Origin of the sequence: Dyadobacter sp. BE31 (assembly GCF_031457695.1) — a bacterium.
Taxonomy (GTDB): Bacteria; Bacteroidota; Bacteroidia; order Cytophagales; family Spirosomataceae; genus Dyadobacter.
The window spans coordinates 1,830,492-1,850,978 of the sequence record NZ_JAVDXA010000001.1; the positions used below are offsets into that span (position 1 = coordinate 1,830,492).

The 20,487-nt window shown below is 47.4% G+C and carries 24 protein-coding genes; 9 read left to right on the forward strand and 15 right to left on the reverse strand.

All coding sequences use genetic code 11. The annotated features are described in order from the left end of the window. Window positions 1-20: 20 nt before the first annotated feature. The 3 genes from J2Y43_RS07690 (at window position 21) to J2Y43_RS07700 (ending at window position 2,724) form a co-directional block, all read left to right on the forward strand. Entirely contained in the window at window positions 21-1,031 is a 1,011-nt protein-coding gene (locus J2Y43_RS07690) for a formylglycine-generating enzyme family protein (RefSeq protein WP_409014375.1), read from the forward strand. Window positions 1,032-1,056: 25 nt separating this feature from the next. Continuing rightward, a complete protein-coding gene (locus tag J2Y43_RS07695) occupies window positions 1,057-2,400 on the forward strand; it encodes a Gfo/Idh/MocA family protein (RefSeq protein WP_106594053.1) in 1,344 nt (447 codons plus the stop codon). Window positions 2,401-2,574: 174 nt separating this feature from the next. Continuing rightward, complete coding sequence (locus J2Y43_RS07700) at window positions 2,575-2,724, forward strand: hypothetical protein (RefSeq protein WP_223401483.1); 150 nt, start codon at window positions 2,575-2,577, stop codon at window positions 2,722-2,724. On the opposite strand, the gene aroC is transcribed toward J2Y43_RS07700, so the two are convergent. Together aroC and J2Y43_RS07710 are read right to left on the reverse strand one after the other, a co-directional pair. Continuing rightward, window positions 2,725-3,804, reverse strand: coding sequence for a chorismate synthase (aroC, locus tag J2Y43_RS07705; RefSeq protein WP_309980499.1), 1,080 nt, complete (start codon window positions 3,802-3,804; stop codon window positions 2,725-2,727). Window positions 3,805-3,808: 4 nt separating this feature from the next. After that, window positions 3,809-5,164 (reverse strand): BatD family protein, encoded by a 1,356-nt coding sequence (locus tag J2Y43_RS07710; protein WP_309980497.1) that lies wholly within the window; start codon window positions 5,162-5,164, stop codon window positions 3,809-3,811. 147 nt (window positions 5,165-5,311) lie between these two features. Here J2Y43_RS07710 and J2Y43_RS07715 point away from each other — a divergent pair, with 147 nt between their 5' ends. After that, entirely contained in the window at window positions 5,312-5,518 is a 207-nt protein-coding gene (locus J2Y43_RS07715; protein ID WP_309980494.1) for a hypothetical protein, read from the forward strand. A gap of 92 nt (window positions 5,519-5,610) precedes the next feature. On the opposite strand, the gene J2Y43_RS07720 is transcribed toward J2Y43_RS07715, so the two are convergent. The 7 genes from J2Y43_RS07720 to J2Y43_RS07750 all read right to left on the reverse strand — a co-directional run bounded on the left by J2Y43_RS07720 (window position 5,611) and on the right by J2Y43_RS07750 (window position 11,586). Beyond that, on the reverse strand, window positions 5,611-7,353 hold the full coding sequence (locus J2Y43_RS07720; RefSeq protein ID WP_309980492.1) for a tetratricopeptide repeat protein: 1,743 nt from the start codon (window positions 7,351-7,353) through the stop codon (window positions 5,611-5,613). Between the two features lie 90 nt (window positions 7,354-7,443). Continuing rightward, window positions 7,444-8,391, reverse strand: coding sequence for a substrate-binding domain-containing protein (locus tag J2Y43_RS07725; protein WP_309980490.1), 948 nt, complete (start codon window positions 8,389-8,391; stop codon window positions 7,444-7,446). Beyond that, window positions 8,388-8,609, reverse strand: a complete 222-nt coding sequence (locus J2Y43_RS07730) for a hypothetical protein (RefSeq protein WP_106594047.1) — start codon at window positions 8,607-8,609, stop codon at window positions 8,388-8,390. Before J2Y43_RS07730 ends, J2Y43_RS07725 begins: the two co-directional genes overlap by 4 nt. Window positions 8,610-8,612: 3 nt before the next feature. Then, window positions 8,613-9,437 carry an energy transducer TonB gene (locus tag J2Y43_RS07735; protein ID WP_291205006.1) on the reverse strand — a complete coding sequence of 275 codons (825 nt, stop codon included), beginning with the start codon at window positions 9,435-9,437 and terminating at the stop codon, window positions 8,613-8,615. A 26-nt stretch (window positions 9,438-9,463) separates the two neighbouring features. After that, window positions 9,464-10,045, reverse strand: a complete 582-nt coding sequence (locus J2Y43_RS07740) for a biopolymer transporter ExbD (protein ID WP_291205002.1) — start codon at window positions 10,043-10,045, stop codon at window positions 9,464-9,466. Between the two features lie 25 nt (window positions 10,046-10,070). Beyond that, entirely contained in the window at window positions 10,071-10,685 is a 615-nt protein-coding gene (locus J2Y43_RS07745; RefSeq protein ID WP_106594044.1) for a biopolymer transporter ExbD, read from the reverse strand. Window positions 10,686-10,746: 61 nt separating this feature from the next. Then, the gene (locus tag J2Y43_RS07750; RefSeq protein ID WP_106594043.1) at window positions 10,747-11,586 is read right to left on the reverse strand and encodes a MotA/TolQ/ExbB proton channel family protein; all 840 of its coding nucleotides are present in this window, start codon (window positions 11,584-11,586) and stop codon (window positions 10,747-10,749) included. Window positions 11,587-12,213: 627 nt separating this feature from the next. On the opposite strand from J2Y43_RS07750, the gene gatC reads away from it, so the two are divergent. Beyond that, window positions 12,214-12,501, forward strand: coding sequence for an Asp-tRNA(Asn)/Glu-tRNA(Gln) amidotransferase subunit GatC (gene gatC, locus J2Y43_RS07755; protein WP_090156047.1), 288 nt, complete (start codon window positions 12,214-12,216; stop codon window positions 12,499-12,501). Window positions 12,502-12,525: 24 nt separating this feature from the next. Here gatC and J2Y43_RS07760 read toward each other — a convergent pair whose 3' ends face one another. The 3 genes from J2Y43_RS07760 to ruvX are packed head-to-tail and all read right to left on the reverse strand — an operon-like array spanning window position 12,526 to window position 14,393. Next, a complete protein-coding gene (locus tag J2Y43_RS07760; protein ID WP_309980483.1) occupies window positions 12,526-13,317 on the reverse strand; it encodes an amidohydrolase in 792 nt (263 codons plus the stop codon). Between the two features lie 26 nt (window positions 13,318-13,343). Beyond that, the gene (gene def / locus J2Y43_RS07765; protein WP_223401476.1) at window positions 13,344-13,931 is read right to left on the reverse strand and encodes a peptide deformylase; all 588 of its coding nucleotides are present in this window, start codon (window positions 13,929-13,931) and stop codon (window positions 13,344-13,346) included. Between the two features lie 48 nt (window positions 13,932-13,979). Next, window positions 13,980-14,393: a Holliday junction resolvase RuvX gene (gene ruvX / locus J2Y43_RS07770; protein ID WP_309980479.1), complete on the reverse strand. Its 414-nt coding sequence runs from the start codon at window positions 14,391-14,393 to the stop codon at window positions 13,980-13,982. A gap of 118 nt (window positions 14,394-14,511) precedes the next feature. Between ruvX and recJ the strand changes: the two genes are divergently transcribed. Then, entirely contained in the window at window positions 14,512-16,224 is a 1,713-nt protein-coding gene (gene recJ, locus J2Y43_RS07775; protein ID WP_309980477.1) for a single-stranded-DNA-specific exonuclease RecJ, read from the forward strand. A 19-nt stretch (window positions 16,225-16,243) separates the two neighbouring features. Then, a complete protein-coding gene (lptB, locus tag J2Y43_RS07780) occupies window positions 16,244-16,975 on the forward strand; it encodes an LPS export ABC transporter ATP-binding protein (protein WP_106594039.1) in 732 nt (243 codons plus the stop codon). A 364-nt stretch (window positions 16,976-17,339) separates the two neighbouring features. Here the strand turns inward: lptB and J2Y43_RS07785 are convergent, their stop codons facing one another. Continuing rightward, complete coding sequence (locus J2Y43_RS07785; RefSeq protein WP_309980472.1) at window positions 17,340-17,882, reverse strand: copper chaperone; 543 nt, start codon at window positions 17,880-17,882, stop codon at window positions 17,340-17,342. An 89-nt stretch (window positions 17,883-17,971) separates the two neighbouring features. Between J2Y43_RS07785 and J2Y43_RS07790 the strand changes: the two genes are divergently transcribed. Both J2Y43_RS07790 and J2Y43_RS07795 read left to right on the forward strand, forming a co-directional pair. Further along, entirely contained in the window at window positions 17,972-18,382 is a 411-nt protein-coding gene (locus J2Y43_RS07790) for a hypothetical protein (protein WP_309980470.1), read from the forward strand. Continuing rightward, the gene (locus tag J2Y43_RS07795; RefSeq protein WP_309980466.1) at window positions 18,379-18,813 is read left to right on the forward strand and encodes a DUF3299 domain-containing protein; all 435 of its coding nucleotides are present in this window, start codon (window positions 18,379-18,381) and stop codon (window positions 18,811-18,813) included. The genes J2Y43_RS07790 and J2Y43_RS07795 overlap by 4 nt, the downstream gene beginning before the upstream one ends. Before the next feature lie 3 nt (window positions 18,814-18,816). On the opposite strand, the gene J2Y43_RS07800 is transcribed toward J2Y43_RS07795, so the two are convergent. Both J2Y43_RS07800 and recO read right to left on the reverse strand, forming a co-directional pair. After that, the gene (locus J2Y43_RS07800; protein ID WP_309980464.1) at window positions 18,817-19,551 is read right to left on the reverse strand and encodes a hypothetical protein; all 735 of its coding nucleotides are present in this window, start codon (window positions 19,549-19,551) and stop codon (window positions 18,817-18,819) included. 68 nt (window positions 19,552-19,619) lie between these two features. Further along, entirely contained in the window at window positions 19,620-20,315 is a 696-nt protein-coding gene (recO, locus tag J2Y43_RS07805; protein WP_309980462.1) for a DNA repair protein RecO, read from the reverse strand. Between the last annotated feature and the right edge of the window lie 172 nt (window positions 20,316-20,487).

Here is a 20,487-nt window from a genome sequence, read left to right on the forward strand (position 1 = left end):
TGCCACTTATATTCAGTTAGATGGTTCCATTGAACACATTCATTATCATGTCCAAACAATCCCTTTACCTAATCTTAACCGTTTTTCTTTGTTTTAAAGCAGTAGCGCAGGAGAGTAATTTCAAGACTTACACCCAAAAAATCGGGGGTAGCCCTCAGGTGTACGACATGGTCGCGATTCCTGGCGGTGAATTCACGATGGGCAGCCCGGCCAATGAAAAAGGCCGCAGAGCCGACGAAGGTCCCCAGCACAAGGTCAAAATCGAGCCTTTCTGGATGGGCAAAACTGAGATAACCTGGGACATTTACGATTTGTACGCTTTCAAGAATATGGAAAAGGAAATGGGCGCACGCCACCCGGATCCTGACAAGAGCGTTCAGAAAACCGACGCAAGTACCCGCCCTTCCCCTCCTTATGTAGACATGTCTTTCGGAATGGGCCGTTCGGGTTATCCGGCGATCAACATGACGCAATACGCGGCAATCTATTTCTGCAAGTGGTTGTATGAAAAAACAGGTGTTTTCTACCGCCTTCCAACCGAAGCAGAATGGGAATATGCCTGCCGCGCCGGTTCTAAAACAGCTTATTCTTTCGGTGATGAGTCGAAAATCGATGAATATGCATGGTACCGCAAAAACAGCGATGCCGCTTATAAAAAAGTAGGAACAAAAAAGCCGAACGCATGGGGATTACACGATATGCACGGCAATGTAATGGAATGGACGCTTGACCAGTACATTCCTGATTATTACGCGAAACAGCCCAAAGGCGAAGCATTTGCACCGGTTACCGAACTTTACCCTACGTCCGTTCGCGGTGGTTCATGGGACGACGAAGCGGCCGATCTCCGCAGCGCAGCCCGTGTAGCTTCGAAGCCTGAATGGAAAATCCTCGACCCACAATTGCCGAAATCCGAATGGTGGATGACCAGCGCGTCGTTTGTAGGTTTTCGCGTTGTCAGACCGCTGAAAACGCCTTCTCCCGAGGAGATCAAAGCATATTACAGCCCTAAGTTGATTGAAGACTACTGATCATATTTAAACTCTTAAATTCGAAATGGAACAGAACAGACGTAATTTTTTGAAAGCATCGGGCCTCATCGCCGGCGGTGCCATCCTGAGCCCGCTCGCAGGTTACGGCTATAACAGCGCGGTAGGTGATACGATCAAAGTGGCACTTATCGGTTGCGGAGGTCGTGGTACAGGTGCTGCTGCGCAGGCATTGAGCACCACGCAAAACGTGCAGATCGTGGCCATGGCCGATGCTTTCAAGGACCGTCTCGACGATGCTTACAAAAACCTGACTGCTAAAAAGTACAAAGATGCCTCAGGAAAGCCGGTTGACACCAAAGTGAAAGTGGATGTACCCGAAGACCGGAAATTTGTAGGATTCGATGCATTTAAAAAGGCCATCGCATTGAAAGATGTGGATGTCGTGATCCTCGCAACGCCTCCGGGCTTCCGTCCTTCGCATTTCGAGGAAGCAGTGAAGAACAACAAGCACATTTTCATGGAAAAACCGGTTGCAACCGACGCACCAGGTATCCGTAAAGTGCTTGAACTGGCAGAAGAAGCTAAAAAGAAAAAACTGAACGTGGTAGTAGGTCTGCAACGCCACTATCAGGCAAACTACCGTGAGGCTATCAAACGCATTCACGATGGCGCGCTCGGTGATATCGTAGGTGGTCAGGTTTACTGGGTAGGCAGCAGCCCCTGGATGAAGGAGCGCCAGCCAAATCAGACTGAAATGGAGTACCAAATGAGAAACTGGTATTATTTCAACTGGCTTTGCGGTGACCACATTTCAGAGCAGCACGTTCACAATATCGACGTGGCGAACTGGGTGAAACAAGGTTATCCCGTAACCATCCAGGGCTCAGGCGGCCGCCAGGTGCGCACAGGCAAGGCTTATGGCGAGATATATGACCACCATACGCTCGACCTCGTGTACGCGGATGGAACGGTGATTTCAAGCCAATGCCGCCAGTTCGAAGGAACCTGGAACCGTGTTGACGAGGCTTTCGTAGGTACCAAAGGCCGTATCGACAGCTTCGATGATAAGAAAACGATCCTAAAAGACTACAAAGGGGGCGTGATTTATCACCACGATAACTCGAATTACAGAAACCCATATCAGGTAGAGCACGACGAACTGTTTGCCGCCATCGCGAAAGGTGAGTACAAGTTCGCTGACGCTGAAAATGGCGCGAAAAGTACCATGACAGCGATTATGGGCCGTATGGCAACATATTCTGGCAAGCAAATCAAATGGGAAGAAGCGTTGAACTCGGATATCAACCTGTTCCCTGACAAACTTGCGTGGGATGCATCTCCAAAAATCCTGCCAGGTCCGGACGGACTTTACCCAGTGGCGATCCCTGGTAAAACTCAGGTGATCTAATTTAAGATTATAACGCAAAATGGCCCGCCGAGGGCCATTTTGCGTTATAATAGTATTTCTCGGAGCGAATGCCTATATTCGGTAAGAGAATTCTTGACGATACTTATTGTGGAACGAAATATGTAGTCGGTGAAGCTTAGCCTGAGAAACGCTGTACTTATCCTTCTTGCCGGTATGATCGTGCTGGCAACCGGTTCGTTTTTAAACTCTTCCAAAACGCAATTCAGCGATCCGGTCATTCTGAGCGGGCTTGCGATTGAATTCGTCGGAACAATCTGGCTGGTATTATACCTCAACCAGCGCCGCAAACGCCACAAAGCCTGATTATAGCTTCGCTGACCGGTTCCGCAGATAAAAATCCGCCAATACCAATGCTGTCATTGCTTCCACGATTGGAACAGCGCGCGGCACTACACATGGGTCATGACGTCCTTTTCCCTGCACAATCGCCACATTCCCGAACTGATCCACGCTTTCCTGATCCTGCATGATCGTAGCCACCGGCTTGAAAGCCGTGCGGAAGTAAATATCCTCGCCATTTGAAATGCCACCCTGGATACCGCCAGAATGGTTGGTACGGGTGTGTACATTGCCGTTTTCGTCGGTATAGAATGCGTCATTATGCTGCGAACCGGGAAGCAACACGCCATCAAAACCGCTACCATATTCAAAGCCTTTTACAGCATTAATGCTGAGCATTGCCTTGCCAAGCTCGGCGTGGAGTTTATCAAAAACAGGTTCTCCCCAACCGGCCGGTGTGCCTTTAACAACGCAGTTAACAACTCCGCCGATGGAATCACCTTGCTTGCGAATGCTGTCGATATAATCGAACATCTGCTGGGCCATTTCAGGATCAGGGCAACGAACAGCATTGTTTTCTGTTTCTGAAAGATCCAGTTCCTGGTAACTTTTTTCCAGTTTCATGGCACCCACTTGCGATACGTAAGCCTGGATGCTCACACCCAGTTCAGCCAACATCAGCTTCGCAAGTGCGCCCGCGGCTACGCGTGCGGCTGTCTCGCGCGCGGAACTGCGCCCACCACCGCGATAATCGCGATTGCCGTATTTGACCTGGTAAGTATAATCCGCATGGGAAGGCCTGAATTGTGCCGCTATATGCGAGTAATCCTTGCTTCGCTGGTCTTCGTTCCGGATCACCATAGCGATGGGCGTACCGGTCGTTTTTCCCTCAAATACACCTGACAATACTTCGAATTCGTCCGCTTCTTTGCGCTGCGTCGTAATCCTCGACTGCCCCGGCTTTCTGCGGGTCAGCTCGCTTTGTATGAAATCAGAATCAAATGTCACGCCGGCCGGGCATCCTTCGATCACTACTCCGATCCCTACCCCGTGCGATTCGCCGAAAGTGGCTATTTTAAATATCTTGCCGTATGTACTGCCCATTAACTTACTTTCTAAATACCCAAATCATTGTTACCAACAACAACACAATGACGATGTTGGTTAAATCTTTCAAAATCTTTTTATAATCGATCGTCTCCCTGCCGCTATCGAGGTTTTCCAGGTTGTCGTACAACCCCGACGAGCCGGAAAGCGACAAGTTAGCCAATTTGTAATCTTCTCCCCTCACTTCCAGCGAGGCCGCCGATCGCAGCGTATCATATTTCTCCTTTTCGACATTGAAATAGATCCAATAAAAATACCGCCCCAACGGGAATTCACCATCTTTTCGCGGAACGACAAAATAGTTGAATGTCTTTTCGCCTACTACACTCTGATAGCTGCGCTTCGTTATCTGGCTAACCTCCGGAGGGTAGATGTCAAATGGCGAACTCGCCTGGATTACCGGCGCGGGAATCGCGGTAATGTTGCCCACACCCTCCACCTTGAACATATACCTTACGCTTTCGCCCGGATACACGAGGTCACTCGACAATCTTTCCTTTAAGCTATATTGCCCGACAGCCAGCTGATCGCGCAGCGGATGATCCGGAAGTTGCCGCACAACCACAGTCACCGGCCTCGAATAAAAGCCTTTCACCAGCTTTTTCTCCACATTCACCACCCTTCCACTTTCCGTTACGAGCATATCCAGCTTCACCGCTGGTAACTTGATATCTTCTGTCGTGATCGGGAAGAAACGGGCCTGATACATGTTGTATTCGGCGAATTTTCTACCCCGGATCGTCACCTTTCGCTTAATGATTTCCTCGACCCCCACGTTCTCCTCCCAGCAATTCACGGGCCTCAAAGTCTTTAAAATAGCCTGCAACTGCTCGTTGAACCGATAAAATTCCATCTCAACCGGGGCATTTTCGGCGATATACAAGGATATCCTCACCGCAAAGCCCTGTCGAATGTAAACCTGCTTTTTATCTGTCTGGACCGATAAAAACACCGACTGGCTATTGTCATCGACCTCGCCTACATCAACGTTTTCAGCTGCTGCCGCAATTCCTCCCTCTTCGCCCGATTTCGCAAATACGACCATCGTCTCCTCAGAGCGTAACTTTGCATTATTGACTGTTAGCGTAAATTCAGGAATGAGGTAATTTCCAGCCTTCGTCGCATAATATTCCTGGGTGATGGTTTGGATAACTACCTTTCTACCATCCACGGTACTAATCGAACTCGTCGCCGACTTGCTCCGCTTTTCCAGGTCCTTGATTTCCGGAAAAATAACGGACGGCCTTGTCTCCACATCCCGCAATACAACCGATATCAGAAACGGCTGATCCATTGTCAGATTCTTGGATCCGTACTCGATTGTGGCGGCATTTTCGGGTGTCTGCGCCAGGGTCATACTAAAAAAACACAAAAAAATATTTAATAACGCATATAATTTCATTTCAGTTTTTCGTTATCTTTATTGGAATTGCTGAAAACGAAGCGTTTTAAGGGTTTCTCTTTGTTTTATCGTTGTCCCTAAACCACAAAACTACATAATACTATGGCCTCGATGCTTGAATACATTAAAATTATTCTCCAAAAAGTCAGCTTCGACCGCAAATTATTTGAAAAAGAACTCCGAAAAGCGATCCGCATGTTAATGCCCGCTGAGATTAAAAGACTTAGACAATGGTGCTACGACCATTACGCGACCGTCCATATGCCAGTGCTGAACAATTGTTTTGAACGACTTTCCTCTTCGAATTAGCAACAATAACTACCATTTGATAATCGAGAGCTTATAAAGCAAGAAAGCCGCCCGGATTCGGGCGGCTTTCTTGCTTATAGCCTATTTCGGACTTATTTCTTCTTTGGAGCAGGTTTCGCAGCTGTTCCGGCAGCTGGTTGCGCAGGTTGTGCAACCGCAAGTCCCAGTGCCTCTTTTGCAGCGGCGTTGTCCGGGTCTACTTTAAGCAGTTTCTCCCAGTACTCCTTCGCTTTCGCTTCGTCTTTCAATGTCGACTGCGCGTGGAATGCGAGGTAGCCGTAAGCCAGTTTCAGATAAGATTTGTATTTGCTTGGATCCGGATCTTTCTCAGCCAATTCCGTCAATTTCAGGTAATATGGCTGTGAAATACCTTTGTCGACGTTTTCCTGTCTGTCGTACGCATTGTAGAGCGTACTAGCACGCCAGTAGTATCCGTATGGCCAATCCGGCAATTTCTTGGTTACTATCGCGAAAATCGAATCTGCTTTGAGGTACTGGTTACGCTTGTCGGTAGCGATTTTCGCGCTATCAGCAAAGTTGGCATCGCTGGCTTTGGGAACAATGATACCCTGAGCAGTCTGGAAGTTTGCAAGACCTTCGTAGTAATAGTCGTTAGCAGTTGTTTTCGCAGTATCCAAGCTATTACCTTTTGCATAAGCAGCAGCAGCCTTAGGATAATCCTTCGCAGCATAGTACAAACCAGCTACTTCTTTGTAAGCAGCAGCAGCATCCGCTTTGCTGGTATCCATTTCAGCACCTTTCTTCATATACTCCATACCCAATGAGTCGTAGCCTTTGCCATCTGTTGATTTAGCATTAAGCGCACGGCCAAGGTATTTGTAATCATCACCGATTACTTTATCAGGGGACCCTTTGATGAATTCGTCCAGGTTCTGGATTGCTTCGTCAGGCTTATTTGTTTTGAAATAAGCCCATCCGTACATACGCTTGATGATCGGGTTGTTGATCTTTCCTTTTGCTTGTTCCAGGAACTGAAGTGATTTGGTGTAGTCATCCGCAGTAAATGCGAATTGAGCACCACGAAGTTGCATTTCTGGGTCTGTGCTACCGCTTTTCTGCAAATACAGGTCGAAGTTTTCAGCAGCTTGCTTGTATTTCTGAGCAAAGAAGTAAAGCTCGGCGAGGTCTTTATAAGCAGGTGCAAAGTTAGCGTCCGCTTCGATCGCCTTTTTGTAGTTTTCCAAAGCGAGGTTATAGTTCTTACCACGCAGGTAAACAGAACCAATCGCATTGTGTGCAGCTGCATAGTTTGGTTTTGCCGTTAAAGCATATTCGTAAGCTGTTACTGCATTACCACCCTCGTTGCGCAACATCAACGCGTCACCTTTTGCGATGTAAGCGTCAGCCAGGTTTTTGTCACGGGCAATAGCAAGGTCCAAAAGACGGATCGCTTCTGCCGGATCGTTGTTTTTTTCAAATAATGTGTATGCTTCGCCTATTCTGAAAAGAACCTCTGCGTCTTTCTTTTTCTTCTTTTCAGCTTCGTCGAAGAGTTCTTTCGCCTTTGCACGGTCGCCTTTCGCAAGCGCTACCGTTCCTTGTCCTACCCTGTTCAGATAAGATTTGTCGTCCAGCGTAACACCTTTGTCAAACGCTTTCTGCGCCTCGTCCAGTTGGTTGGTTTTGATATAGTAATAACCAAGGTAATATTGGTTATCAGCAGAAGGGCTTCCTTCGGCAAGCTTTTTCAACATATCGCCCGCCTCGTTATAACGTTCTCCACGAATTAATGCTAAGCCATCCTGTACCGTCTGTGCGTGTAAGTTAACAAACGCTAATAAACCAAATACCAATGCTACTAATTTCAATCTCATGTTTCTGTTCATTTTTTACCCGGTTAAAATAATGATAAAAAACTTGGTTTTTCAATAACAAGCCCCAAATCTACTAATTGTTTACATTCACTATAACTCTTTCTTAACTTCCAGTTCGCGGGGATAAACTACGGTCGGTAGCAGACCCATTTTCTGGATAATCAACCCTCCGACATCCCGGGCAATGTAGGTCATCAACCCACCTCCGAGTCCTGAGTATCCTTCCCTGCTGATAATATATAAATCCCTGTGCAGCGGGTAACGTTTAAACTCCAATCCTGCCTGAAATGGCTGGATGTAGTCCGAAAGTGAGTCGGGCTGGGCATCTTTCGCAACTCCCATTACCCTAATCCCCTTCGACAACTCTTCCGAAGCCAGTGAATTTCCGTCGCTGATCCAGTTCACCCCTATAAAACCGAGGTGTGTCGGGTTCTCTCTGACGTCCTTGATTACATTCTCGTTTGATCCTGCCGAAATAATCCTCAGCTTCTGGATATCTTTAATGCCAAACTTATTGAGGACAAAATTCAGATTGCTTGCATTCGCATTATCGAATACCAGCGTAATCAATCCCTCTTGCCCACCTTTGATCTGCGACCAGTCGGTCAGTTTGCCCTCCATGATCGCTTTCAACTCCGGAATCGTGATAAGGCTATCCGGATTGCTCTTTCCAATCACCAGAGCCAGTCCGTCAGTTGCAATGTGCTGAAATTTCTGGCTGCCTTTTTGCTTCCGGATAATTTCAAGCTCCTTGTCGTTCAACTGCCGTGTTGCAAAGATAATCCTTGCGCTATCATTCAATAGCTGTCGGATCGCTTCCTGCTCCGGCTTATAATCCAGTTTGAAATGCGCGTCGGGATAGATTCCCTCATAGGCACTCGTCAACGAATTGATCAGCGGTTTGAAGGATTCATCTGCCGCAATCGTGATCGTGCCTTGCCGTGGGTTGTCCAGGTCGCTATTGGACGAGGTACATCTGAGTAATCCTGCAATACCGAGCGTCACCAACAGCAGCAGTCCAGCCAATCTCTTTTTCATGACTCGTCGTCCTGGTTATTTCTAAACACTCTGTAACCCCGGTAGGCTCCGTATAAAATAAGCGTGCCAGCAAAAGCATACCGCCATACGCTGCCGATCGGCAGCAGTCTAAACGAGAAGGAGGAGAGGATCAAAAAGACCCCTCCTCCTACGTATGCCAGAGCCATTACCGAAGAGGCCAGATCACCGAGCTTTTCGTGCAATGGTTTCTCCCTCATGCCTTACTCCAATTGGAAGTTGATAGGCAGGTTATATTTTACACGAACTGCACGTCCTGACTGCTTTCCTGGCTTCCATTTCGGCATAGCTTTCACTACGCGGATCGCCTCTTCATCGCAACCAAAACCCAATCCTTTCAAAACCTGAACATCCTGGATACTTCCGTCAGTGTTAACAACGAAGGACATGAAAACCCTTCCGGAAACGTTAGCACGGGATGCCGCACTTGGGTACTTGATATTCTTTCCAAGGTACTTGTACATTTCTGCAGTACCTCCCGGGAATTCCGGTTGTTGCTCAACCACTGTAAATACCTTTTCAGGCTCAGGGGCTGCTTCTACTACTGTTCCTTTGCTAGGCGCCGCAACAGCTTCGGGTGCAACAATGATTTCATTCGCGTTAGGATCACCTTCTACGGTTTTATCCGCAACAACAGCTTCTTTAATTTCTTCAACTGTTGGTGGTGGTACCTCTTCGGGAACCTCTTCGTCCTTCTTAACCTCAGGAGGCAAGAATTTCACCGTGTTCACCTTTGGCGCTTCCACTGGTGGCGGCGGTGGCGGTGGTGGTTCTGCCGGGTCAATTGGCGGCGGTGGGATCTTCATCAAGTCCACTTCAACCATCGGCGCTTCTTCTTCCTTACCAGCCGTCAACGTATTGATAATTGACGGTGTAAACATGGCAAGAACAAAAAGAGCAGCTCCGATTATAGTGGCCTTCGTCACATCTTTACGATACCCCTGACGAAGTTCAAAAGCTCCGTACGCCTTATTACGATCCGCAAACACTATATCATCCAGTGTTGCATTCGGGCTAATCTCTGCCATGGCGCTGTGATTAATTTTGTTTAAAACTAGTTTTTTGGTTTGATTTTGTCACCCAGGACTTTCTTTTCCGCATCGGTCAAAGCGTCCACAAGTGCATAGCGCTTGGTTTTTGTAATCGCCATTTCGTCCAGAACATCTACCATGTTTTTATAAGTAGATACGTCCGTTGGCTTAATTACTACCACAAACGCGTCATTACCGTCTTTATCCTTTGGATTGGCCGCGTTGATACGCTTCTGAGACGCGAAGATCACGCTTCTGAGATCAAACCCGTAGCGGGTAGTCTTCAATTCAGTAGGTGCTTTATCGTCATCTGCAGCGATACCATCCAGATAATAAACGTCGTCGTTCGCTCCCATGAACAGGGTAAGTACTTTCGACGCTTTCAAAGGTTCTGTCGGCTTTTCCTGATCTTCGGTTTTGTCAGGCACAGCGAGCGACATAGATGTCGGTTTAGACATTGTTGTCGCAAGCATGAAAAAGGTAATAAGCAAAAATCCTAGGTCCACCATCGGGGTCATGTCCACACGGGTAGACATTTTTTTACCGCGAACCTTACCACCACCTTTACCGTGCCCACCACCACCGGATTCTTCAATTGCTGCCATTTCTTCTAATTATTAAATGATAACATTATTCGTTTGTATAACCGGCCGGTGCTTGTTCGCTACCTGTGATCAGGTTGAACTTGTTAATATTCTGCGATTGCAGGTTAGCCAATACGTCTTTGAACGCAGGGAATTTCGACAGATTGTCGCCCTTCAATGCAATACGTAGACCGCTATCTGCTTTACGCGCAGCATAAACCCAGTCTGCCAATTCGCTGGCGCCTGTGGAGTCAACCGGGATCCCTGGCTGCTTCACCTGGCTCATTTGCTCTTTCGGCATGTTCAACCAGGGCTTCAACTGATTCAGAGGCAAACCGAAGCTTGACTGCAGTGCAAACTTAGCTCGTTCAGCATCAGTGAATGTAATGCCTTTGGCCTGACCAATGTTGTCCAGCATCGCAGCGCGAGTAGGCTGGGCATCAACACCAAAGAACACTTTCCCTGTTTTGTCAATGCTAATGACCATGATCTTATCATCTGGCACTTTGATCTGCGAAATCGATGTAGGCGTTGTAATCTCTGCATCGTTCGACTTAAAAGTCGCCGTCATAATGAAGAACGTCAAGAGCAAGAAGGCAACATCCGTCATGGCCGTCATATCAGTATGCGGCGCATGTTTCTTAGGCCTTACCTTTCCCATACAAATATATAAGTTTTTTTTATATTAACGAAACTTCACTATAAAATAGTTCAGAGAACTATTAATAATGTGCAGCAAAGTTCGACTGAAGGCTCATGCCAATTTCGTCGATGCTGTAAGTAAGATCGTCAACACGGCTGTTCAGGTAAGCGTAAGAGATTGTTGCGATAGCCGAAGTACCGATACCAAGAGCGGTATTGATAAGGGCCTCAGAGATACCAGTTGCAAGAGCAGCGGAGTCAGGAGAACCTGATGTACCAAGAGCCGCGAACGCCTTGATCATACCGATTACCGTTCCCAAAAGCGCCAAGAGGGTAGAAGCACCCGCCAGTGTAGCGATAATGGTAAGGTTTTTCTGAAGCATTGGAAGTTCAAGTGTAGTAGCTTCTTCGATCTCTTTCTGAAGAGCTGCCAGTTTTTGCTCTTTGTCGAGCGCAGTTTCAGTAGTCAATTGCTTGTATTTCAAAAGACCTGCTTTGATTACGTTACCAACAGATCCTTTTTGTTTGTCGCATTCTTTGATAGCCTCTTCGATTTGGTTTTTGTCAAGCAGGCTTCTCACTTTACGCACGAACGAATCGATGCTGCCAGTTCCGCTAGCTTTGCTCAAAGTGATCAAACGCTCGATTGTAAAGGTCAATACAACAAGGAAACACGTCATCAAGATAGGTACGATAGGACCTCCCTTGTAAACGATTCCGTAGTAATCACCATCGATAGGCCCTTTTTCGTGATCACCATCTTTGAAGTGTTCCGGAGCACCCAGAACGAAAATGTAAACACACAATGCAATCGCAAAAAGGAGAGGGATTACCAATGCCGGGTTCAAACCGCCTTTGCCTTTAGTTGCTGCCGCAGCAGGCTTTGGAGCTGGTGCCGGACTTGTAGCTTTCTTTTCCATCAGACTTACTTTTAAAGGTTAAATTGAGATTTTGGTTGTGAATTAAATAAAACTTTTGGTTTAAACTGGTTTTCGTAAAATAAAATTTTGAATGCTTTTCGGATAAACGACATCTACAAAAGTATGAGTTTTCCTTTTAAAAAAAAGCAAGCGTTTCGGCAGATTTTTTCTCAGATTTTTCTCCGAAACGGCTCCGAATTGCATAATTTAAAGAATGCCCTCCCTTCTATTTTTAGTAAAATTTCTAGTTTTAATACTGACTTATAGGGATATAACGACTACCCCCAAACCTCTATATAATTGCACTCTTTGCGTTCATATGTAACAACATGTTTTTTAGTGAGGAGATTTGCGTTTCAAAATATTTCAAGATTACCTTAGAAAAGCAAATATTATTTTTCTCCTACTATGTGTCTTAACAACAATTTTAAATTTCGGCGACCGGGATTTTCCGCCGCGCCCTAAAGTTTGACTAAATCAATCCGGCCCGCGCCCCGATTTTTTTCGCCCTTGCAACCGCTCGTCGCTCAATTTCCCGGAGCTTACCACTAGCGGAATGACAAAAATCCGGTAATTTTGGCTTTCGGCAGATAGTGTGTCCGTTAACTTAACAAATTCTTAAAATACATGAAGATCGATCAGGAGTCGCTCAAAAAGATCGCGCACCTCGCACGATTGGAGATCAGACCCGGAGAAGAAGCGGCTCTCCTACAAAGTATGGATTCGGTTCTTACCTGGATGGACCAGCTCAACGAAATCAATACGCAGGGAGTGGAGCCTTTGACGCACGTGCTCGACGAAGAAAATAACTGGCGCGAGGATAAAGGCGCAAATACGCTCACGCGCGAGGAAGCGCTCTTCAATGCCCCGTCGAAAAATAGTACCTATATAATGGTGCCGAAAGTGATTGAGTAAGTATAGGACACAATGTCCTATACGTCAACAATGGATTTCAAAATCGTCGGCATCCGGCAATGCGGGGAAACTCTTTCGGTAAGCGGCCAGTTCGGCCCTCGAAATATGGACGATTTTTTCGGTCTCCTGGCTTCCCAGGAGAGCCGTCGGTTCGCCCAGGTAATCGAGCGCCGCGGAATCTCCCCGGTATTCCAGCCCGTTCCCGTCAGCACCGATTCGATTGACGCCTACCACATAACATTGGTTTTCGATCGCCCGCGCCTGCAAGAGTGTGCTCCACGCATGCGCACGGCGCGTGGGCCAGTTGGCTACATATAATAGGATGTCGTAAGGATCGCTTTGCAGGTTACGGCTCCAAACCGGGAACCGCAGGTCATAGCACACGAGCGGGCACAACTTCCAGCCTCTCCATTCCAGTGTGAGCCGCGCATTGCCCGCGGTATAATGCTTACTCTCCTCTCCCATTGTGAAAAGATGTCGCTTATCGCTTTGCGCATAAGTACCGTCCGGGCGTACGCAAAGGAGGCGGTTAAAAAAACTTCCTCCTTCATTTACTGCGAAACTCCCCACCACCAATGCATTGTGCTGTTTGGCAATCTGCTTCATCCAGCGGGTGGTGGTCAAATTCATCGGCTCGGCGAGCGCGGTGTTCATCGTGAAACCGGTGTTGAACATTTCCGGAAGCACGATCACATCGACCGGCTCCGGCAATGCAGCCAGCTTTTCTTCAAAGGAGGCAAGGTTGGCCGTCACATTTTCCCAATGCAGATCGGCCTGGACCAATGCGATGGAAAGTATTTCCTTATTTTCCTGCATGACCGAATATTATGTGGGTTAAAAGCCTATCTGCGGCTTGGAAAACGCATGCGGTAATCGGCGTCCACGTTTCCCTTGGAAATATCGGTCAGTTTCTTTTTGATGAACTGCTTTTTGAGCGTCGGCAGGTAATCCACGAATAGTTTTCCAAGCAGGTGGTCGTACTCGTGCTGGATAATGCGGGCAGCCATACCGGAGTAGGTCTCTTCGTGCTCGTTCCAATCGAGGTCGCGGTAGCGGATGCGGAGTGTCTCAGGACGATACACGTCGCCGCGGATGCCCGGAATGCTCAGGCAGCCTTCTTCGAATGCCCATTCCTCGCCGGTTTCTTCCAGGATTTCGGGATTAATAAAAGCTTTCTTGAAATCGGCCAACGACAAATCCGGCTCGTCATCTTCGTCCTCTTCATCTCTTTCGGCAAACGGCGTACCGTCCACAACGAAAATCCGGATATTCAGACCAATCTGCGGGGCAGCCAGGCCCACGCCGTTCGCGCCGTGCATGGTTTCAAACATATCCTCCGAAAGCTTCTTCAAATCCACTTCATCTTTTTCGATAAAACGGGTTGGCTTTCTCAGGATCGGGTCACCGTATGCAACTATTGGATAAATCATGCTTATTAAAACTTTTGCTACCTATATAATATGTACTACTTACAAATTCTACCTCCGGCTTTCCATGAACGACTGGAGAATGATCGTCGCGCTTACTTTATCGATATTGCCTTTATCGCGTCTGTCGCTTTTCTTCGACCCGGAAGCGATCATCGATTGCAACGCCATGGAGGACGTAAAGCGCTCGTCGTGCAAATGCACCGGGATTTCGGGAAATGTTTTTTGTAATGTCTTTACAAAAGCAGTCACCCTTGCGGCATTCTCGCTGTGGGTATTATCGAGTTTCTTTGGCATACCTACCACAAAAGCCTCTACCTGCTCCCCCGATGTATATTTTTTGAGAAAATCGGTGAGCTGATGTGTAGGGACCGTATCGAGCGCGGTTGCGATAATTTTCAACGGATCGGTTACCGCTATTCCGCTGCGTTTGGCACCGTAATCAATCGCCAGAAGACGTGGCATGGGCTTAAAATATGTTAATAGTTTGCAAAGATAAGACCTTTCGGTTAGCTTTTCCCGATCGATCACCCGATTGCACATTTTGGCAGCAAGCATTCCGGATTCCGATTATCTTTGCCCTATGATTGAAAAGCGCTGGATACATTACCCTCCCTTTACCCCTGAACAAGAACAGGTTGCACAGAGGCTCGCCGAATCTTTGAAAGTAAGTCCCTCTCTGGCAACACTTTTGGTTCAGCGCGGCATTCTTGATTTCGACCAATCCCGCGATTTTTTCCGACCTGAAATCCGCCATTTGCACGATCCGTTCCTGATGGCGGACATGGAGCAGGCCGTGGAGCGTTTGATCAAAGCGATCGAATCCAATGAGAAAATACTGGTTTACGGAGATTACGATGTAGATGGTACCACTTCCGTCGCATTGTTCTATGGCTTTCTCAAAAGGATTTATCCCAATCTCGACTATTATATCCCCGATCGTTACGAGGAAGGTTACGGTGTTTCCTGGCAAGGCGTCGACTGGGCCGAAGCCAATGGCTACACATTAATAGTAACACTCGACTGCGGTGTCAAGTCCATCGACAAAGTAACCGTCGCATTGGAAAAAGGCATCGACTTCATTATATGTGACCACCACCGTCCGGGCGATGAGCTCCCACCGGCAGTAGCCGTGCTGGACCCTAAGCGTGAGGACTGTTTATATCCTTATAAAGAGCTCACCGGCTGCGGCGTCGGTTTCAAACTTTTGCAGGCATTTTGTATCAAACAGGGCCTTAATCCTGAAATGCTGTACGATTACCTCGATCTGCTCGTCGTCAGCATTGCTTCCGATATTGTTCCGATCACGGGCGAAAACCGCGTTCTGGCATATTACGGATTGCAACGACTTAATGCGCAGCCGCGCACCGGTATCAGGGCATTGATCCAGATTTCAGGAATCAGCGGCGCGCTGGATATTACGAATGTTGTTTTCGGCCTCGGGCCGCGCATTAATGCCGCCGGGCGCATCAAGCACGCGAAAGAAGCAGTAAGACTTTTGCTTTCCGAGATTGAAGAAGAGGCCATGGAGTTCGCGGAGGAAATCAACAAGCATAATAGCGAACGCCGCAATTTCGATTCGAGCATTACGGAGCAGGCGCTTTTCATGATCGAAAACGATGAATGGTTTTCCAATGCGAAAAGTACCGTATTATATAAGGAAGACTGGCACAAAGGCGTGATCGGAATCGTGGCCAGCAGGTGCATCGAAAAATACCACCGTCCGACGATCATACTCACCCAATCCCACGGGAAAGCCGCCGGTTCTGCGCGTTCGGTACCGGGTTTCGATGTGTATGAGGCGATCGAAGAATGCGCGGACCTTTTGGAACAATATGGAGGACACACATTTGCCGCCGGCCTTACCTTGCCGCTGGATAATGTGGAAGCATTCAGAATGCGGTTCAACGAAATCGTGAGCAGCCGCATTCAGCCGGACCAGTTGGTACCGATGATCAACGTCGATATGCTGCTCGAACTGGAAGCGATTACCCCTAAATTTTACAATATCCTCCGTCAAATGGGACCATTCGGGCCGGGAAATATGACGCCGGTTTTCGAATCGAGAAATATGACACTCGTCGGCCGCCCCGTCTTGATGAAGGAAAAGCACATCAAATTTGATGTAAAACAAAACAACTCGGCAGTTTTCACGGCCGTAGGCTTCGGAATGGGGCATTTTTATCCTGATATTGTCAACGGAAGGCCGTTCTCCATCTGCTATTGCCTCGAAGAGAATAATTTCCGCGACAAGAAAACCTTACAGCTTTCGTTGAAAGACATTAAGCTGCATTGAGGAAGAACTTAAACGAACGATGATACTAAGAACTGAAAACCTCGTAAAGAAATACGGGGTTCGTCTTGTCAATAATAATGTAAGCTACCAGGTTGAGCAGGGCGAGATCGTAGGATTACTCGGGCCGAATGGTGCAGGTAAAACCACTTCCTTTTATATGGCCGTTGGTTTGGTGAAACCTAACAGCGGCAAGGTATACCTCGACGACAAGGACATTACCGACCTGCCCATGTACAAGCGTGCGCGCCTCGGGCTCGGGTACCTCGCGCAGGAAGCTTCCGTTTTCAGGACACTGACCGTCGAAGAGAACATTAAGGCGGTTCTGGAAATGACCGATCTTCCGAAAGCCGATCAGAAGCGAAAAGTGGAGGAGCTGATCGAGGAATTCCACCTCGGGCACGTACGCAAGAGCAAAGGCATGGTACTTTCGGGAGGCGAGCGCCGCCGGACGGAAATTGCGAGGTCACTCGCGGTGGATCCGAAGTTCATTCTGCTCGATGAGCCCTTCGCCGGTGTCGACCCCATTGCCGTAGAAGACATTCAGAGCATTGTCGCCAAGCTCAAACACAAAAACATCGGCATCCTTATCACCGACCACAACGTAAACGAAACCCTTTCGATCACCGACCGGGCATATTTGCTATTCGAAGGAAAGATATTGAAGCAGGGAACTGCCGAGGAGCTGGCGGAAGACGAAGTAGTAAGGCGTGTATATCTGGGACAAAATTTCGAGCTGAAACGCAAGATCTGAAATGTCTTCAGCATAGAAAAGGGAACGCTCAGGCGGCACTCCCTCTCTTACAATTATTCACCATGAACTGTATTACTAGCCAAAAAGAGTAACAGCGGTGTTACTTCTTAGGGCACTTTTTACAATGTTTGCCCTTCTTTTTGTATTTCTCGCAACACTTCTTAAACACGCATTCGGTGCTGTCTTCGAAGCTTTTCATCCAGAAACACCCCTGCTCCGACCCCACATTGTAATCACTCATTGTAAAAGCGCTCATTCACATTGCCGTTAAAACTGAGGCAAATATATTACCTATTTAGAATGATTCAAATGTTTAACAAAAATTGTTTTGAATAAATCTAAATAACTGAACGGGCACTTTGGGTCACTTTAAATGCCCCTTGCTTCGTAAAACCGCCAAAATCTGCTCGGGAGAAACCTTTCCCTTATGATAGGAAAGTGTTACAGACTGCGATTCGAACACGATACTTCCTTTTCTCACCCCATCAATCTTCCGTAGATCGGCCATTAGCTCCTGCACATCATTGCGCCCATTCAGGTCAATCCGAAGTTGCCTTTGGGATTTGAAACGTTCGAAATGCTGCACTGCCATTACCTGCTCTTCGGTTTTAAATGGCTCCCATTGATTGATAATCAGTCCCGACAGCGCGATAAACCAGCCAAGGAGATAGGATAATGTCTCCGTTCGGCTGTGGAAAGATTTATTCCAAAAGTAAAAAGCGGCTAACCGGCCCGTCAGCCAAACAAAAATCATCCATTGTAAAATGGCTGAAACGGGCTGGTGAGGTGCCAGGAAACCGGCGTTGTACAGTGGTAACGAGGCGAGTGAAAGCAGTGGCAATAGGCAGCACCCAATATGCAGAAAGGTAATCAGTAAGCTGAAAGACAGGGAATAAAAACTTCGCATGGCCGAAAGAAATAAGCAAGGCTATTGTTTGTTAAAAGTATTTAATTCATTTTTGCAACATTGTTGCATTTAATGAAGTTCCATATCTGATGACTCCTGCCAACTCAACTCTCGCATTAATTCTCGTTCTCGGGGCAACGTCCTGCTCCCGGCGAAATGAAAAGAGCCCCGAGCTCATCGAAGCGAACCGTTTGCATCTTGAAGCCATGAAAATATCCGGACAACTCGAACAAAAACTCGATAGCCTGTCGGTGCTGGCGAAAGACGATGTAGCCAAATCGCAGCTCGACAGCTTAAAAAACCTGGTTGAAGTTTGGGAAGAAAATATGATCGAAGTACCGGGCTTCGCTCATGCACACGACCACGCCCATGGCGCGCATTCGCACAAATCCGCGCCGCCTATGACCGACGAATCCATGCTCGATTACCAGCGACAATCCAGAGAGGCCATCGTTGAATTGAAAGAAGCCGTTGCAAAATGGGACAGCCTGGAAAAATGAAAAGAATAGCGCTCCTGTTTATTCCACTGCTGGCCTTCACGTTCCGCGCGGAGCCACTACCCATTACATGGAAACGCCTGACCGACGTGCGGTTTACGCGAAAACTCAATAAGGAGTTGAGTATGTACTTCCTATACCCCACCTTCGGGCCTTCGGTGAACGTACTGCATGATAAAGAAGTCAGTATCCGCGGCTACATGATCCCCGTAGATGAAAACGACAATATTTACGTCATTTCAGCGAAACCAATGGCCGCCTGCTTTTTCTGTGGCGGAGCCGGTCCGGAATCTATTATAGAATTGCAGTTCAGGAAGAAAAAACAGCGCTTCCGGACGGACGAGGTCCTGACCGTCCGGGGCAGACTGACACTCAATGCGAATGATGTCGATCACCTCAACTACATTCTGAAAAACGTCGAGGTGATCGAATGAATATCAGGGGATTTTTTCCCAAATCTCATGTACCGGCTTGCCGTCGCTGCTCTTTCCGCTGTGGTCCCAACGGCCATTGTCGAGCTTGAAATCAAATTTCAGCGATGAACCTACGCGGTTGTTGTCTTTGGAGAAAAACTGAATGTTTTCGGTGTATTTACCGTCCTTGGCGGTGTAAGTCCCTCCTCCGGTTGCATAAAATTTCTTAACCGCAGGGTCGATTGCAAACCATTGGAAACGTGTCTTTGAGAGCAGTTTAAGCGTTTTTCTCGTTCCCTCCTGGTGTATTTTAACGAGGGTTCCCTGCCCATTGTCCCGTTCGGTAATGTGCCAGGCTCCTGCCATAGGCGCATTGCTGGTAGCGTCGTCGACACGCATCCAGACCATCGCCTCTTCGTAACGTAGCGTCAGGATATCATCTTTCACCGTTACCGTGAACTCGATAGGAATGCCGATTTTGGCTGTATCCGCCGAATTGAACTCGGGCGTGTAAGTCATTTTGTTCCCATTCATCGTGAACGGGCCGCCCTCGGTCCTTTCAAAATACTTGTTACCGATGCTGTAAGAAGCGATAACCATATAATTATCAACTACAATAAGTGTTGAAGCGCTACCGGTAGGCTCCTGCGATTTCCACGCACCTTTAGGAACTTGCGGCAGGCGTTCCTGCGGCAGGCGTTCCTGAGCGAATGTTGTCAAAGAAATAAGCAAAAAGGCGGTCGTCAGTATATGTTTCATTGCATTCGGTTTAATGGAGTTACCATATACGTTATCAAAATTATGCCAATTTCAGCCGGAAGCAACTTTCAGCGTAAAACTTCCCTCAAAACATCCAGTGACTTGATTTCCCCAAGCCCATCCATGTGGATTTTGTAAAAGAAAATCATCTTTTCGAGGATATTTATCCGCCGTGACCTGTCCAGCGGAATGGACAAACCGTAGTCATTGTCCAGCATTTGCACCGTAGCCGTATGCTCTTGTGCATCGGGCAGGTGCGGAAAATGGTTGTCTTTCAACTCACTTTCCAAATCCCCGGCCGTTTCCACACCAAACCCCAGATAATGCGCCAATTGCATCAGGAACTGAATATGAAAATTTTCGAATCCAGTCCCGGCTTCGTCGAGATAGAGCACCGATTGTTCAATAAAATGGAACAATGGCTCGTTGTTCTCTTCCTCGCGCAAAGTTTTACCGAGCATTTCGGTCATAAAGAGCGCCAGGCCCGATTTTATTACATCAAAAGGTATCGAGAAGAACGGCGCATAGCACTTGATCTCGGAAATGCGATGAATGGTGTCCTCCTTGTTCTTATGGTACACCACGAGATCAAGCAACGTGAGCGGCTGAAAAAAGGCGATCCGGTTGGTTTTGGACTTGCTGCTTCGCACGCCGTTGACGATATAAGTCTGGATACCAAAGGCTTCCGTGTAGATCTTCGCGATGATGGAAGATTCCTTGTACCGGATGTAGCTCAATGCGATACCGCGGGTTTTGTGAAGCATAAAAATTTTAATATCTATTTGATCAAAAGTAATTATCTTTCTTATAATTGATAAGCTATTGTGATTTGCAATAATCTGTGATCCGGCGATTGAAACTGCCGGCAATAGGTCAATGTTCGGGGAATCTTTTCCGGCAAGTATACAATTCCATTGCAGTCAGTTTCAACTGACT

Bases quoted from the DNA above. Each gene is read 5' to 3' on its own strand.
- recJ (WP_309980477.1), top strand. From the start codon at position 14,512: ATGATTGAAAAGCGCTGGATACATTACCCTCCCTTTACCCCTGAACAA.
- J2Y43_RS07795 (WP_309980466.1), top strand. From the start codon at position 18,379: ATGAAAAGAATAGCGCTCCTGTTTATTCCACTGCTGGCCTTCACGTTC.
- J2Y43_RS07710 (WP_309980497.1), bottom strand. From the start codon at position 5,164: ATGACCCTGGCGCAGACACCCGAAAATGCCGCCACAATCGAGTACGGA.
- J2Y43_RS07690 (WP_409014375.1), top strand. From the start codon at position 21: ATGGTTCCATTGAACACATTCATTATCATGTCCAAACAATCCCTTTAC.
- J2Y43_RS07745 (WP_106594044.1), bottom strand. From the start codon at position 10,685: ATGGGAAAGGTAAGGCCTAAGAAACATGCGCCGCATACTGATATGACG.
- J2Y43_RS07700 (WP_223401483.1), top strand. From the start codon at position 2,575: ATGATCGTGCTGGCAACCGGTTCGTTTTTAAACTCTTCCAAAACGCAA.
- J2Y43_RS07760 (WP_309980483.1), bottom strand. From the start codon at position 13,317: ATGCAGGAAAATAAGGAAATACTTTCCATCGCATTGGTCCAGGCCGAT.
- J2Y43_RS07730 (WP_106594047.1), bottom strand. From the start codon at position 8,609: ATGAGGGAGAAACCATTGCACGAAAAGCTCGGTGATCTGGCCTCTTCG.
- J2Y43_RS07715 (WP_309980494.1), top strand. From the start codon at position 5,312: ATGGCCTCGATGCTTGAATACATTAAAATTATTCTCCAAAAAGTCAGC.
- def (WP_223401476.1), bottom strand. From the start codon at position 13,931: ATGATTTATCCAATAGTTGCATACGGTGACCCGATCCTGAGAAAGCCA.
- J2Y43_RS07750 (WP_106594043.1), bottom strand. From the start codon at position 11,586: ATGGAAAAGAAAGCTACAAGTCCGGCACCAGCTCCAAAGCCTGCTGCG.
- J2Y43_RS07790 (WP_309980470.1), top strand. From the start codon at position 17,972: ATGACTCCTGCCAACTCAACTCTCGCATTAATTCTCGTTCTCGGGGCA.
- aroC (WP_309980499.1), bottom strand. From the start codon at position 3,804: ATGGGCAGTACATACGGCAAGATATTTAAAATAGCCACTTTCGGCGAA.
- J2Y43_RS07720 (WP_309980492.1), bottom strand. From the start codon at position 7,353: ATGAGATTGAAATTAGTAGCATTGGTATTTGGTTTATTAGCGTTTGTT.
- J2Y43_RS07735 (WP_291205006.1), bottom strand. From the start codon at position 9,437: ATGGCAGAGATTAGCCCGAATGCAACACTGGATGATATAGTGTTTGCG.
- J2Y43_RS07740 (WP_291205002.1), bottom strand. From the start codon at position 10,045: ATGGCAGCAATTGAAGAATCCGGTGGTGGTGGGCACGGTAAAGGTGGT.
- lptB (WP_106594039.1), top strand. From the start codon at position 16,244: ATGATACTAAGAACTGAAAACCTCGTAAAGAAATACGGGGTTCGTCTT.
- J2Y43_RS07800 (WP_309980464.1), bottom strand. From the start codon at position 19,551: ATGAAACATATACTGACGACCGCCTTTTTGCTTATTTCTTTGACAACA.
- J2Y43_RS07725 (WP_309980490.1), bottom strand. From the start codon at position 8,391: ATGAAAAAGAGATTGGCTGGACTGCTGCTGTTGGTGACGCTCGGTATT.
- J2Y43_RS07785 (WP_309980472.1), bottom strand. From the start codon at position 17,882: ATGCGAAGTTTTTATTCCCTGTCTTTCAGCTTACTGATTACCTTTCTG.
- recO (WP_309980462.1), bottom strand. From the start codon at position 20,315: ATGCTTCACAAAACCCGCGGTATCGCATTGAGCTACATCCGGTACAAG.
- J2Y43_RS07695 (WP_106594053.1), top strand. From the start codon at position 1,057: ATGGAACAGAACAGACGTAATTTTTTGAAAGCATCGGGCCTCATCGCC.
- gatC (WP_090156047.1), top strand. From the start codon at position 12,214: ATGAAGATCGATCAGGAGTCGCTCAAAAAGATCGCGCACCTCGCACGA.
- ruvX (WP_309980479.1), bottom strand. From the start codon at position 14,393: ATGCCACGTCTTCTGGCGATTGATTACGGTGCCAAACGCAGCGGAATA.